Source organism: Euzebya pacifica (assembly GCF_003344865.1).
Lineage (GTDB): Bacteria > Actinomycetota > Nitriliruptoria > Euzebyales > Euzebyaceae > Euzebya > Euzebya pacifica.
In genome coordinates this window covers 90,344-104,268 of the sequence record NZ_CP031166.1, presented here as the reverse complement: position 1 = coordinate 104,268, position 13,925 = coordinate 90,344, and the positions used below count along the sequence as shown (strand labels likewise).

Genomic DNA, 13,925 nt, shown 5'->3' with positions numbered 1-13,925 from the left:
CCCAACTCTCCGCTTCGATCCTTTGGCTCCGCCGTGCGCGGCCAATAAGAGAACGCGGAGCCTAGTATCCGGATAGTGGGCGAGCAAGGGCTGCCGGTGTGGCTATTCGCCTTGGTCGTGGACACCGATTGGGTCAGGGCCAGTGGGGCCGCCGGCGGTGGGGTTGGCCACGAACGCGGCAGTGACCCATCCGACCGCTTCGGCGAGCATCACTGCCGTCGACCCGGCCACGAAATCGGCAGCGAGCCGGGTGCCGTCGGCGTCGGCGAGGTTGCCGAAGGACAGGTCGTTGCCGTCGTCGCTGAACCATGACCAGCCCCACACCCCGGGGTCGGCCTTCCACCAGTGGAGCGTCCATCCGTCGAGTTCCACGACCACTCCGGTGCTGCCGTGGTCGATGTTGGTGACGGTGACGGTTGCGCCGCTGCCGTCGGCCGCGCCCCGTGCGGTGTCGGCGATCAGGTCGAGGACGTCATGGCCGACGGCGGCGGGGGTGTCGGGCACATCGAGGGTGGCGGTGCCGATCCGGGTGACCGTGCCAGTGGTGGGGTCGACCAGGAACGGCCGGCCCGGTTCGGTGCGGTTGCGGTCGTGGTGGGCCAGTCGGGTTCGGATCGCGGTCTTGATGGCGTCGGGGTCGACATCCCATGCGTCGGCGAGGTCGCGGGGGGTGACGTACTGGCGGGCAAGGTCGAACATCGTGGCGATGGCCGTGCCGGAGGAGTCGCGCAGTGCCGACCAGTCCCACCCGGCGGCGTCGCCGTCGATGCCGGCCATGCCGTCCTGCAACGACCACAGGGCGTCGGCGGCTTCGTTGGTGAGGTGGAAGGCCTCCCGGATGATGGCCATGACCGGGTCGGCGGAGAAGCCGGTCGTGTGGCCGTTGCGGCTGCTGTTGCCGTCGGCGATGCCGTCGGGGCCGATGGTGACGTCGGTGAACGTCTCGTCGGCGAAGGGGGTCGGAACGGGGGTGGTCGATCCGGTGCCGCGTCCCCACATGGCCCGGTAGATCGCCTCGACGCGGCCGGGGTCGGCCGCGTCGTCGACCGACGGGTGAGTCATGACGCGGTCGTAGGCGGTGTTGAACCGGTCGGTGAACACCTGATCGTTGCCGTTGACGTCGGTCGGGCCGAATACCGCTTCGATGGCGGCGTGAACGGCCATGTTGCCGTCGCAGAGGTCGTGGAGGTTGTCGGCGGTCGGGATCGGGCCGGTCCAGTCGTCGGCGTCGTGGCGGAACTGGGCGACGACGAGATCGGCAACGGCGTCGTAGCAGACGTCGGGGATGGTGTCGTCGGCGAAGGTGTGGGGGGTGACTGGGGTGGTGCCGGCGATGGTGTCGGTGCCGGGGGTTTCTGCGGGGAGGGCGAGGTGGCTGCGGGTGGAGACCAGCAGGCCGGCGAGGGTGACGGCGACCCGGTCGCGGACGGACTGGTCGCGGTGGTAGTCGGCGAATGCGTAGGTGTCGCCGTCGGGGGCGTGGAACGCCGAGGTCCAGATGTCGGCGGTCGAGCCGGTTGTGGGGTTGGTGGCGATGATGGTCCAGCGAAGCAGGTCGGTGTTGACCCGCAGCGTCCAGACGCAGGTGCCGTCTCTGCGGATGGGACCGGTCAGGGTGTGGGCGTCGCCTGCCCCGTCGTTGGCGGTGAAGCCGGGTTCCTCGGTGCGGAGCACGGCTGCGAGTTCGCGGTTGGCGACCCACCGGTTGGTCTGCTCGGCACCGAAGGTGGTGTCGTGCTCGGCGACATGGCCGAGGGCCTGCTGGTAGGTGCAGTTGCCGAGTTCGGCGAGGCGGCGGGCGAGGCCCTTGGCGCGGCTGTTGGACGTGGTCACGGGTGCTCTCCTTGTTGCGAACGCTGCCCGACCACGGGTTCGCACATCAGGTGAGGACGGCCGTGACGCGGCCTTGGGGGTTCTCGCTGGTGTGCTGCCGGTGACCTGGGTCCCTTCCGACTCCCTGTTCCGTCCGGGGTCGGGCCGGTGCGGTGTGCGGGGGTCGAGGCGCTAAGGGCTACTGCGCCTTGTTGCTACCGACCTTAGCACTCCGGTCCGGCACTGGCAAGTGGTGCCGAGCGACCGTGGGACGCCCCCGGATCATCGTCCCTGCACCACCATCATTTGGTCCGTGGGATCACAGGGGCCGTGAACCCATGATCGGCCGACAGGCCCGCAATCACCCCCGCAGGACCGCGAGCAGCCTGCCACCGCTCCGTGCCCCAGCCGAACTCGACGCAGGCCAGGAGGACAGCGAAACCGCCCCTCCACCCGAGCCACATCACATCGTCTTCGACGCCGAGGCAGACCCGTCTGACCGCGGCGGTCCAGCGTGCCTGGTCACGCGTCCCGGCCGCGTCGCGCAGTTCTGTCGCGAGTTCGGCGACCTTCTCCCAATGCAGGGCCCAGTCGTCTCGGAGCACCGAGACCTCGAGCGGATGATGGACGTTCTGCAGGAAGTCCGACCCGTACTCGGTGCCGTCGTCCCCGACCGTTCCCCACCACGTCACCCTGGGGGTCGGCGCGGTGCGGATCCCGATCCCCAGTCCATCGCAGGCCCACCACTGCCGGTGGAACCCGTCGGTGTTCAACGTCGGTCCGGTCACCGACCCGACGCCCATGTAATCGCGCAGGAAGTCCCGCGACATCGCGGTGCTTCGTGAAGGGACCGGGTCGGGGTCCGCATCACCTGACTGAATGTCCTGCCAGAATCCGTTGTCGGCCTCCCGCATGAGCCGATCGATGGCCTCGTCGTAGCGGTGGACGTTCCCTCCGTTGGCCTCCCCGAGCCATCCGAGCGCCATGGCCGCCGATGTACCCATGTGGGTCGACCAACCACGCGCCTCATGGTCGGCGAAGTAGTCAAGGGTGCCTTGCAGCGTGGCCTCGGGCAGTTCGAGGACTTTGGACAGCGGCCGACCGCGGTACTCCATGTGCCCGTGGCGGATCACAAGCGGGAGAGCCGCGTCGGGCAGCCCACCGTGGACGCGCTGGTAAGCCCAGACCGCAAACACAACCGCCTCGTTCGGCCGTCCGTCCCACGACACCCCGTGCCCTTCCAAGTAGCCGGACAGGGCTGTCGAGGCGGCCTCCTGCTCGGCGACGTGTGCCCGCCACCTCTCACGGGCGTCCTCCGTCGCGACCGCGCAACCATCGATGCGGATGGTTGCCAAGGTCGCCTCGACCATCGACGGGTCGTACCGGGAGTCGTTCACCAGATGCCAGCCGTCGGCTGCGTACCGGGCGATCACCGCCGCCTCGACATCGCGTCGACCGCGCGAAGCAACGACCGCTTCGAGGTGGATCGTAACGGCCTGCACGTCTCGGTGGTGGTCCTGGTGGGGGTATTCGCGGATCCGACGAACCTTGTCGCGAACGTGCCCAGTGAACCGTGCCCGCAGGCTCGTCGTCGTCTCCCCGACATAGATCGGGCAACCGCACCCCTCCGACTTCACCACGTAGATGTAGGCCATCCCCTTCGGAGGCGGCTTCGTGAACTCCACCGCGTCACGGAACGCCAACTGCTCCTCGGTCGGCATGAACGCCACAGAACTCTCCCCATCGGTACATCGACGACGCCTGCGGCACCCACCTGTTGAGGGAAGCCGCAGTCCCGGTCCTACCCGATGCCCTCCCTGCACTGCAAAACGGGTTGCTACGAGCCCACCGCTGCCAGTTCGTGGCGTTTCCGAGTCGCTTCGAGACCCGTGCAGGTGTGCTGGCGGCGCTCAGCCCGCGGCGAGGATGCGGAGGGTTTCGGCGACCAGGAGACGGCGGACCTCGAACACGACCGGGAAGTCAGAGGCGTACAGGGCGATCTCGTCGACCTGACGGTCGTAGTGGGTGGCGAGCGCGGCGGCGTCCACCCCCCGTCGGCGTGTCCCGGCCATGCCAGAGAGAACCTCGGTAAGCAACGGCAGGAGCTTGTCGACGGCCTTGACGAACCGTGCCTCGGGGTCGGCCATCGATTCGTAGGCCCGGATCGTGTTGGGCAGCCACGGCAGCGTCTGCCCGAACTCCTCATCGATCCGGTCGGTCGCGGCGGCTTCGTCGGCGGCCTTGGCGGCCCGTTCGTCCTCCGTCGCAGTCAGCGTGTCGACGTCACCGGCGTACCGCTCTGGCGCGTCGTGGACCAAGGCGTACTGGGCTACGTTGCCGACGTCGAGGGCAGGGAAGAACCTGGCCGCCAGCGAGCAGGCGATCATGCCGAGCATCACCGTGTGGGTGGCATCGTCCTCGCGGGTGGTGCCGTCGGGCAGCAGCGTGGCCCGTTGGATCGCACCGAAGGCCATGGCGAACCCGGCCATGTCCAGCATGGCGTCGGCGGTCGTTGCGGTGTCGCCGCCCGTGGTGACGGGGGCGGTGTTCGTGTGGGTGTTCATGTCGGTGGGGCCGGGCTGCGCCGCGGGAGGGCGTCGTTGGGTGGTGTGGGCCGTGGCCAGTGTGGGCGGGAGGTGTGACAGTCTTGGCCGGCCACCGGAGGGAAGGGGCCCGGTGGCGGCCAGGTCGGGTCAGGCGTCGGCGGTGGCGGCCTGCTCGGCGGCCGGTGCGTCCTGCTCGTCGGCGTCGGCGGGTGTGGGGGCCAGCAGTCCACCGAGGGCGGAGACGCGGTCCTCGAAGGTCTCGTGGGACCGGTCGTCGTAGGCGAGGTCCACGGCGATGACCAGCAGTCCGAACGCGCGGTTCTCGACCCGTTCGGTCCAGTCGGCGACGGCCTGCGCGTCGGCGTCGGCGGGGAAGGGGAAGTCCTCCATCGCGGTGTAGACGCAGGACCGGGCGCGGGTGTGGCTGCCGCCCTGTCGGTCCACCAGTGCCGACTCCCACACCTTGGCGCGGACGGCGGCGGCGTCGGCCTCGCCGAACTCCTGGCCGTTGCGGGCGGCGTTGTCGGCGGCGATGTCGAGACGGCGTGCGGTGATGACCTTGGCGCGGAGGCGGTGCTGGACGCGGTCGGCCATGTCGGCGATGACGCCGGCGAGGGCGCGGACGATCTTGGGGTCCACGTCGGCGGGGTCGGTGCCGCACTCGACGAGGATCGCGCGGGCCTTGGTGACGGCGCCCACGTAGCCGGCGAACTCGTAGGAGCCCAGGTTCGGCGACCCGTCGGACATGGTGGCCTCGTAGGGGGCTCGGTCGGGCTGCACGGTCATCGGTCCCTCCATCGCTTGGTTGTGTGCTATTTCTCCTAGCACTTGTGGTCGTGTGGCACAAGGACGGACTGGTCATCCACTCCCCCACCATTCCGGAGCCATGTGACAACCCCGCCCGCCCCCATCCACGTCGACGTCCGCCGCTGCCGTCGACCCCATGCGCTACCACGCCCCCGTGATCGACCTCACCGGGCGGAGCGCCGAACGGAGCGGCGGACGGGGACACCGTCGTGGTCAACTCTGACGGGTCGGAAGTGATCCCGACCGGGTACGCGAATGGGACCCGTGCTATGACGGCAACGTCGTAGGCCCCAGGCTCGCGCCGGTGCTGGGTGTGTCGGAACTCGATCCTCGGCAGGTGTACGTGCGCGTGCTGGGATGACCGCCACGGCGCGGCCTGCTGTCGCCCGATCAGGCGATGACCGGGGTGGCTTGGCGGTGTTCGGCGACCAGGTCCCCGATCGGGGGCCCGTAGGTCCTGGGGAGTTCGGCAAGGATCCTCGAGGCGATCCAGGCGGCCATCGGGACCGGCACCGCATTGCCGCACATCTCGTAGCGGCGCGTCGACGACATCGGCCGGCCGCGGACCTCCACATCCGTCCACCCGTCCGGGAACCCTTGCAACCTCTCCGCCTCCACCTCGGTGAGCCGGCGCGGCCGCCCGGATGCGGGGTCGATCACCAGATGGACTGTTCTCGCGACGGCGGTGTCGTACAGGTTCAGGGTGTTGGCGTAGCCGCCAGGTTCCCACGTCTCGGCGTCCTCTGACGTCTGGGCCCGCCCGGCCTTGCGCCACACCCGAACGGGCTCTGGTTCCACGCCACCGCTCAGGTCGAACCCGAGCTGGCCGCCGCCCGTTCGAGTGCCTCGGTCAACTCCTTGGGTAGCCGACCGCCAAGCCGCGACCCTCGGCCGAGCACCCCACTCGCGTGCTTCGGGCTCAAGAAGTGCGCGTCGGACGGCGTCCGATCCTCCACGATGTCCGACAACAAGCAGCCGTCGTCGGGCCTGGGGTACTCCGAAGCTGCGTGCGTCGACCAGCCGCCATCCCCCCACGTACCCGAGGTCGGCCAGGACCCCGATGACGGTGGCGAGATCCCTGCCGCCGTTGGAGTCGAGGAGTCCCTCGACGTTCTCGATAACAACCCATCGAGCTCGGGTTGTGTCGGCGATCCGGGCGAAGTCGAAGAAGAGGCCACTGCGCGTTCCTTCCTTGATGCCGCGCCGCTCGGCGTTCCCGCGGCTCAGGTCCTGACAGTTGTGCACGGTGATGCCGTAGGCGGTGTAGGACTCGTCGTCCTGCACACCGATGTTGAACACCTCGGTCGGGTCGGCCTCGGTGATGGTGCGAACAGGTGCCCAGACCCAGTCGCCTTCGACGAAGGCCTCCCGGTTCCGGGTCGGCAGCACGACCTGGTACCAGTCGCGCTGGTTGACCGTGCGGACTTCGATGACGGTGGTGTCGGCGGTCTCGACCTTGTGGATCGACACGGCCCGCCGGTGGACGTTCCGGGCGATCCTGGCCATCCCGTGAGCGAGCTGCTCGCTGACCGTCGTCGCCTTCACCTGCGGGGATGGACGGTTCTTGGTCTCCCGGTAGCCGTCGGCGTCGACCCAGCCCTGCCAGATCGCCTGCTGGTCCTCAATCGGGAGCCGGTACACCCATCCCGGGATCCGCTTGCCGTGGGCGTGTCGGCCGAAGCCCGACAGGAGCTTGCAGAGATCCTTGGACCCGATGCGGAACCTGACGGTCACCCCCACCCTCTGGGCCTTGCCGGTGGCGAAACCGGCTGCGGTGATCGCGGACCGCAGTACGTCGGCCTCCGACGGGTCACAGCAGACGAACACGTTCCACCAGCGCGACTCGACACGTGAGCCTCGCCTGCCCGTCAGGTTCTGGGGTCGACGCGAGTCGCGCACCCATCCGTCGCCGAGCCAGCGGCCAATCACGTAGCCGAGTGCAGGACCGATCGGTTCCTGGTCGGGGTCGGGGGTGTCGAGCTGGAACCCGACGAAGCAGTCCTTGTCGAGCAGTCCGGCCTCCACCCACTCCGGGTCGGACCACACGCGGCGGTAGTGGCCCTTCACGCCTATGGACGGGTCCCACGTCTGCCCCTTCCGACGGACGTAGAACGGGTGCTCCGCTGTCGTGGTGAACTCTGGAGCGCCCATGACCTTGACGTTGAGGGTGTCGGTCGCGTCCCGCTTCATGAGCTGCACGACCGGCATGTAGCGGCCCATGTGGGTACGAACCCGATCGCCCTCGCGAATCGTCTCGATCGGCCGGAAGCCGTCGGCGGTGTCCACCAACGTCCCGGCGGGGAAGCAGGGGAACCCGCCGACGAGCACGTCCGGGGCGGCCGGCGAGCCGATCTCGCGGACGTCGCCCAGGTTCGGCGTGTCAGGGAACCGGGCAGCCAACACCGCAGACGGGTTGGCGTCGATCTCGGCACACCACAGGCTGCGGAACCCGGCTCGTTGGAAGCCGAGTTCGAGCCCACCGATGCCACTGAAGCAGCCGGCCACGGTCGGGCGGCGGCCTTGGTGCGGTGCGGCGGTGGGGGTCATCGGATCGTCCATGGTGCGGGTGGTCGCCGACAGCCCGGCGGCGCATCCGGACCATTCCGCACAGACCCCGGGAGCATCCGCTGGGTCAACCACCGAGCCCGTACCAGTCTTCGTCGTCGTGGCCGTCTTCGTCGTGTTCGGCGTCGTCGTAGACCTCGAGTTCGTCAGCGTTCATCACCACCGCGTCGATGGTCCGGCCGGCCTTGATCGCGGCGGCGACCCGGTGGTTCCCGTCGTGGATGTAGACGTCGCCGCACCTGGTGACGAGTTCGATGGTGGCGTCGTCGCCGGTGGGCGGGTCGGCGACCATCGCGTCGACCCGAGCGGGGTCGATGTCTTGCTGGTTGGAGGCCCAGGCGGGGTCGGGTTGGATGTCGACCCAGGTTTCGTCGACGTCGTATCCGAGGTCGGTGATGACGTCGAAGACTGCGGTGATGTCGGCTGCGAGGGCCCGGTCGTAGGCGGGGTTGGCGATGCGGCCGGGCCCGTGAACGTGTCCGGCGTCGAGGTCGACGACGGTGGAGGCGAACGGGTCGGCGGTGGCGATCGCGACGGCCGGCCCCGTAGCGGTGGCGGTTCTCGGGGTGGCGGTGGTGGGGTGGCCGGCGGCGCAGCGGCCGGAGGTGCCGCGTGGGTGGCGGCAGGGACGGCCGTCACCAGCGGTGGCTCCGCAGTTGCCGTTCACCGCACGGGGGCCTTCGTCCAGGCGGTGCGGACGTCGTTGGCGGTGGCGGTGATGAGGGTGCCGTCGGCGGTGCGGATCCGGTGTCCGTTGACGTTCCAGCGGGCGAGGACTTCTTCGACGTGCATGGGGTCGCCGGGGCCCTCGGGGGTCCACGTGGGGGCGTAGGAGTCGGGATGGGCTTGGAGTTCGGCGTAGACGGCGACCTGGGTGTCGGTCAGGTCGGGGTGGGCGGCCTTGATGGGGTCGTGGCGGCGGTGGTGGGCCTTGATGGCGTCGATGGCGTCGAAGGTGCGGTCGTGGAACCAGCCGACCTCGTGGTCGAGGGCGGCCCTGCCGAGGTGGGCGGACAGCTCGTCGTGTTGCTCCTGGGCGTCGTTCCAAGGCTGCTCGAAGCCGTTGCCGTCCTCCCCCGTGGCACGAGCGGCGACGGCGTGGGCGAGCACGTCGATGCGGGCGGCGAGCAGTCGGTCGCGAATGGCGGCCAAGGCGGAGCGGACCCGCGGGGTCGTCCCTCCCGTGTGGAGGCGTCCGAGCTGGGCGTGGGCGGCGGCGATGTGGAAGGACGCCCGGTTGTTGCTGTCGGCTTCCCGGAGGGCGGTGAGGGTGGGTGCGGCAAGGTGGCCGTCGAGGTGGGCGATGGCGTCGTCCACTCGTGGGAGTGCCCATTGGGCGGCGGCGTCGAGTTCGGCGGCCGTCCCGGTGGCGTAGCCGTCGGCGTCCATGACGTCCTGCAGCCGGTCGCGGGCGTGGGCGGCGTGCTGGTAGGCCGGGTGGGTCGGGTCGGTGACCGGGGCTGCGAACGGGTCGGCGAGGCCGACCGTCGGGTGGGCGGCGGCCTGGCGGCTGTGCTGGGCGGTGGTGGCGACCTTGTGGCCGGCGGCGCAACGGGGCCCCTTGCCGGCCGGGTTGTTGCACGGTCCGGTCCTGGTCTGGTGTCCGCAGGTTCTCGTGGTCGTCATGGGATGCCCATTCCCGCTTCGCCTGCCCCGGGCGGTCGTGGCCTTGGGCCCACTGGCCACGCCCGAGGTATCGAAGCACGCACCACCTGTGCGCCTTTCATCGCTTGACTGTGTGCGGTGGGACTGACCCGTGCGGGCGGGTGGACTGGCCCCACCCGCTGGGTGTGGCGTTGCTCCCTGTTGACCGTCCACACTCGCGACGTCTGGGTCGGATGGGCTGCGTTCCCGTGGGTCACGGTCGACCATGCCGCAGCATGGGAACCAGGATGCTGTTTGTCGTGATCGCGGTGTTGCTGGGCGGGTGCGGAACGAACGAGCCCGCAGTCCCCTCTGCAGCTGGTGAGCTTGCCGATGTCCAGTCCTGCTCGGGGCTGGTCACACGGGTTGGTGAGCTGTCTGCTTCCGGGTCCATCGACGTCGACATGCTTACCGTTGATCTGGACACCCGGATCCGTGAGCTGGGCTGCGACGCTGCCCTTGTCACTGGCGCGCTGGATGACCATCGAGGGACCGGTGAGAACTTGCCCGATGAGGCGCTCCTGTCGTTGCTTCGCAACGGGGCGGTCACGCTGGAAGCCATGGCTGCGGCCAATGGCGGAGCCTATCCCACCAAGGCTGAGGTCTTGGCCGGTGAACTCCCTGGGGTGATGCACGGTGCCGCGTGGGACTACGTCACGACCGGGCCGGGGTTCGCATGCCTGTCCGTTGACGGACTCGACACCGTTTACGTGTCCAGCGATGGTTTGCGTTCGGGAGGCTGTCCCGCGATCGACTAGGCCGGGTTCCGTTGTGGGTTCGTTGGCGCTATGACGCGCCGGCGGCGAAGGCTGCGGCGAGGTCGTTGTCGTGGAGGTCCAAAACGGTGTCGTCGTGGCGGCGGGCGGTGTGGCCGGCGTCTCGCCATTGGCGGAGGGCGGTCTGGGGATTGGGGTGGCCGTGGTCGCCGGGCGTGTCAACGATGGCTTGGTAGGCGACGGCTTGGCTGAGGGTGAGGTTGGGATGGCGTCCGATGGTCCGGGCCAGGTGGGTGCGGGCGGTGAGGATCCGGTGGGCCTGTGCGGTGGTGGCGTGAGCGAGTGCGTCGACTTCTTCGGGGTGGGCGGGCCGTTGGAGATGGGCAGAGAGTGCGGAGTGGGCGTGGGTGGGGTCGTGCCATGGGGTTGCGGGGCGGTGGGTGGCGGGGGTGTTGGCGTACTGGTCGGCGGTGATGTGGGCGACCACGGCGATCCTGGTGGCCACGAGGTGGGCGTGGGCGTCGTGGAGGGCGGCGTGGGTGGAGGTTGTCGCGGCACGGTGCAGTGCAGCGGCGGCGCGGGCCAGGTGGCTGCGGGGGGTGCCGATTGGGCTGATGGGGGCGGTGTCGGCGGTGGCTGTGGGCAGTGCTTGGTGGATGGCGGTCAGTGCTTGGGTGGCGGCATGGTCGATCGCGGCGGGGGGTCCTTCGATGCTGCCGTCGGGCTGCAGGAGTGGGGTGAGGTGTGCGGTGGCCCGTGCGGGTGCCTGTGGGTCCTGGGGTGTGGTCGGGGGGTGGCAGGCGAACGGGTCGCTGGTGGCGATGGTGGCGGCGGTGGCGGCGGACGTTGTTGCGGGGCGGGTGGGTCGGTGGGCCGATGGGTGGCCGGCGGCGCAGCGGCCTGCGGTGCCTTGCGGGTTGGTGCAGGCTCGTCCGTTGGCGGTCGGGTGCCCGCAGGTCGTCGTGGTGGTCGGCATGACGTGGCCATTCCACGGGGCACCCCGGGGCGATGTCGGCTGTGCGGAGGTGGCCTACCGTCCACGGGATGGGTGATCTTGATCGTGCCGCCGGTCTTCTGTTGGCGCCTGCTGCTGCGGCCTGCACCGATCCGTCCTTGGTGCCCGATGTTGTGGCGTTGGTGGATCTTGCCGATCTGGTCGGGTCGGGCGGGTCGTTGCGTGAGATGCGGGCGGCTGTTCCGGATGGGGTGTCGGCGCCGCTGGTCGCCGGGGTGTTGGGGTTGCTGGGGCCGTCCGGGTCGACGTTGGCGGCGAGGACGGTCGGCGGCCGTCAGGCGGAGGCGGCGTCGGGGTGGGCGTCGCTGGTGTCGGCGGCGGTTGGCGGGCGGCCGCCGGGGGCAACGGTGTCAGCGGGGTCGGACCGGCTGTCGGTGGCGGTCGTCGAGGGACTGCGGTGGGGCGGGTCGGCGGTGCCGTGGGTGGCGACCAGGCGGGCCGGCCAGCTCCTGGCCAGGGACCGGCAGGCCCTCGTGCGTGTCGGGGTGCTGGCGGCGACGGGCGGCCGGCCCGACCGTGTCGGCTGGCCGGCGGCCGCAAGGCTGATCCCGCAGGCCCTGCGGACCGAACCCCCGTTGGCCGTCCCGTTGGACGATGGGTTGTGGGTGGGCAACCTGCCCGGTGTCCCGGTCGCGTTGGACGGCGGCTGTGACGCGGTGGTGTCGCTGTGCCGTATCGGCACCGAGGACGTCCCCGACGGGATCGAGGTCGCCGAGTTCCGGCTGATCGACGACCGGTCGGCGGCGGCCAACCCCAACGTCGGGTTCGTGCTGTCCGACGCGGCCGACACCGCCGAGGTGCTCATCGCCGAGGGGCGGACGGTGTTCCTGCACTGCCACGGTGGCAGATCGAGGTCGGCGTCGGTTGCGGCGCTGCTGCTCGCCCGGCGGCACGGCCTGTCGGCGGCCGGGGCGTACCAGCGGGTCCGAGCCGTGTTGCCGGAGGCGACCGATGACCGGTTCGGCAGGGCCGTCGCCCATCTCCTGTCCTGATCCCTTGGATAGGCTCCCCGGATGACGCTCAACGGTATCGAGCCGGTGTACGGGGCGACCTACGACACCGAACAGGTTGCGGCCATGTGTGCGCCGCACGACTCGCGCATCTCCTACCTGCCTGTCCACAACGGACGGGTCGTGGCGATCCGGGTTCGGGCCGACATGGACCCCTACGCCCCCGCTGAACTCCAGCTCGGTGCCTCGGCGGTCGACCTTGCCGTCCAGGCGCAGGACGAGGCGGCTGATGACGACGACGGGCTCCCGTGTTTCGTGCGGCCGTCCGACCAGCAGTCCTACTTCGTGTACCGGGGCCGGTGGCGTCCGGTGAAGCCGTTGGATCGCACCAAGGCCTTGTTGGACCGTGCCAGCGAGCTCGCGGAGGTGGTCGGAGTGCGCCGGGACCCGACGATCGTGGCGTTGCTGCGGATGGTTCCGGTTGATGCGGATGCGGAACGGTGGCAACGGCAGGTCGGCCGGTCCTGATCCGGCTTGGACCGGTTCACCGGGCCGCGGGGGCGGGGGCCATCCGTACCGCCTGTCGATCCGGTCCCTGCGAACCGCGACCCGTCGGTTGCGGGTGGCATGCCGCCCAGTATCGGCTGCCCTGTGCCTATTCCTCCCGCCAAGCCGAGACTGTGAAGTTGCCGGTGCCGATGCCGGAGAGCTGGTCGTCGTAGTGGAAGGCCCAGCCGCCCTGGTTGGTGATCTGGCCGCAGATCAGCGACCCGAAGATGTCGGCTTGGGCGTTGGAGGGGTTGCCGCCGCAGTCGGATTCCGGGGCGTAGATGCCTGCGGCGACGTAGCTGTGGTTGCCGATGTTGACGGGGTCACCATCGGAGAAGATCTGCACGTCGGCGGCGTCGGGCCGTGAAGCGGTGGAGCAGGCCGTGCAGTTCAGGGTGGCCTGGTTGCCGATGCTGATGGTTCCGTACACGTAGATCTCGACGGGTCCGCGGACGGTCACGTCGACGTTGCGGTCGATGGAGAAGTTGTCGAAGCACAGCACCTCGGTTGCCCCGGTGGTCCCGATCATGGTGTCGCTGGTGGCGTCGAAGTCGGGGAGTGGGTCGGGGCAGTTGGCGAGCTGGTCGTCGATGAAGCCGGTGTCCAGGGCCTGGTTGACACCGACGGCCAGGCGGGGCCCGAAGGTCCCGGATGGCGCGATGCCGTCGAGGAGGTCGGCGCACTGCCCGGCGATGTCGCGGCCGTCGCAGCGGGCGTAATCGGGCAACGCGTCGAAGTTGTGGAGCTGGACGCCGTCGACGTAGGTGTTGCCGTTGAGCCGGATGGTTTCGTTGGAGCCGACGATGCCGTTGCCGGTGGCGCCACTGCCGATGATGATGTCGTAGGAGTCTGCGGCGTTGCCGCCCCGGAGGGTGAACTGCCGGTCGGAGAACGCGGCGACGAAGAACAGGTTGGTGTCGCGGATCTCGATGGCGACCTGCCGGGTGACGTCCCCGACGTTGGCTCCTGCGGCGTTGGTCGAGGTTGATTCGACCTCCCACATCAACGGGTCGTCGCCGCGCGGGTTCTTGGTGGCGGTCCACGTGTAGGCGTTGCCGTCAAGGCTGCCAGACCCGGTGTAGGTGTAGCCGTCTGGGCGGTCGGCGAGTTCTTCGGCCGGGACGGCGCGCAGCAGGTACTGCACACCTGCCTGGGCGCCGGCGTCGGAGACCTGAACGACCTCGGTGTAGGCGCGGTCGTGGCGGGCGAACCGGGTGGACCCGATGACGTAGGTGACGAGTGCGGCGACGAACCCGGTGATCATGATGACGGCGAGCATGGCGAGGGGCAGGCTGCCCCGGTCGTCGGAGAAGTGGCGCAT

At 69.8% G+C, this 13,925-nt stretch carries 12 protein-coding genes; 3 read left to right on the top strand and 9 right to left on the bottom strand.

Annotation, left to right across the window (positions count from 1 at the left end):
• Nucleotides 1–102: 102 nt before the first annotated feature.
• The 7 genes from DVS28_RS25650 to DVS28_RS25620 all read right to left on the bottom strand — a co-directional run bounded on the left by DVS28_RS25650 (nt 103) and on the right by DVS28_RS25620 (nt 9,356).
• Nucleotides 103–1,833 carry a hypothetical protein gene (locus DVS28_RS25650; RefSeq protein ID WP_114594505.1) on the bottom strand — a complete coding sequence of 577 codons (1,731 nt, stop codon included), beginning with the start codon at nt 1,831–1,833 and terminating at the stop codon, nt 103–105.
• A gap of 281 nt (nt 1,834–2,114) precedes the next feature.
• Nucleotides 2,115–3,542: a GIY-YIG nuclease family protein gene (locus DVS28_RS25645; RefSeq protein WP_114594504.1), complete on the bottom strand. Its 1,428-nt coding sequence runs from the start codon at nt 3,540–3,542 to the stop codon at nt 2,115–2,117.
• A gap of 180 nt (nt 3,543–3,722) precedes the next feature.
• Nucleotides 3,723–4,376, bottom strand: a complete 654-nt coding sequence (locus DVS28_RS25640; protein ID WP_114594503.1) for an HD domain-containing protein — start codon at nt 4,374–4,376, stop codon at nt 3,723–3,725.
• 129 nt (nt 4,377–4,505) lie between these two features.
• Complete coding sequence (locus DVS28_RS25635; protein WP_114594502.1) at nt 4,506–5,144, bottom strand: hypothetical protein; 639 nt, start codon at nt 5,142–5,144, stop codon at nt 4,506–4,508.
• A 411-nt stretch (nt 5,145–5,555) separates the two neighbouring features.
• Nucleotides 5,556–7,712, bottom strand: coding sequence for a DNA cytosine methyltransferase (locus DVS28_RS25630; RefSeq protein WP_164711080.1), 2,157 nt, complete (start codon nt 7,710–7,712; stop codon nt 5,556–5,558).
• An 85-nt stretch (nt 7,713–7,797) separates the two neighbouring features.
• The gene (locus DVS28_RS25625) at nt 7,798–8,397 is read right to left on the bottom strand and encodes a hypothetical protein (protein ID WP_114594500.1); all 600 of its coding nucleotides are present in this window, start codon (nt 8,395–8,397) and stop codon (nt 7,798–7,800) included.
• Entirely contained in the window at nt 8,394–9,356 is a 963-nt protein-coding gene (locus tag DVS28_RS25620) for a hypothetical protein (RefSeq protein ID WP_114594499.1), read from the bottom strand. Before DVS28_RS25620 ends, DVS28_RS25625 begins: the two co-directional genes overlap by 4 nt.
• A gap of 266 nt (nt 9,357–9,622) precedes the next feature.
• Here DVS28_RS25620 and DVS28_RS25615 point away from each other — a divergent pair, with 266 nt between their 5' ends.
• A complete protein-coding gene (locus DVS28_RS25615) occupies nt 9,623–10,132 on the top strand; it encodes a hypothetical protein (RefSeq protein ID WP_114594498.1) in 510 nt (169 codons plus the stop codon).
• Nucleotides 10,133–10,160: 28 nt separating this feature from the next.
• Here the strand turns inward: DVS28_RS25615 and DVS28_RS25610 are convergent, their stop codons facing one another.
• Nucleotides 10,161–11,066 (bottom strand): hypothetical protein, encoded by a 906-nt coding sequence (locus DVS28_RS25610; protein WP_114594497.1) that lies wholly within the window; start codon nt 11,064–11,066, stop codon nt 10,161–10,163.
• Nucleotides 11,067–11,134: 68 nt separating this feature from the next.
• Here DVS28_RS25610 and DVS28_RS30080 point away from each other — a divergent pair, with 68 nt between their 5' ends.
• A complete protein-coding gene (locus DVS28_RS30080; RefSeq protein WP_164711078.1) occupies nt 11,135–12,097 on the top strand; it encodes a protein-tyrosine phosphatase family protein in 963 nt (320 codons plus the stop codon).
• A 21-nt stretch (nt 12,098–12,118) separates the two neighbouring features.
• A complete protein-coding gene (locus DVS28_RS25600; protein WP_114594495.1) occupies nt 12,119–12,583 on the top strand; it encodes a hypothetical protein in 465 nt (154 codons plus the stop codon).
• A 127-nt stretch (nt 12,584–12,710) separates the two neighbouring features.
• On the opposite strand, the gene DVS28_RS25595 is transcribed toward DVS28_RS25600, so the two are convergent.
• Entirely contained in the window at nt 12,711–13,925 is a 1,215-nt protein-coding gene (locus DVS28_RS25595; protein WP_114594494.1) for a DUF7305 domain-containing protein, read from the bottom strand.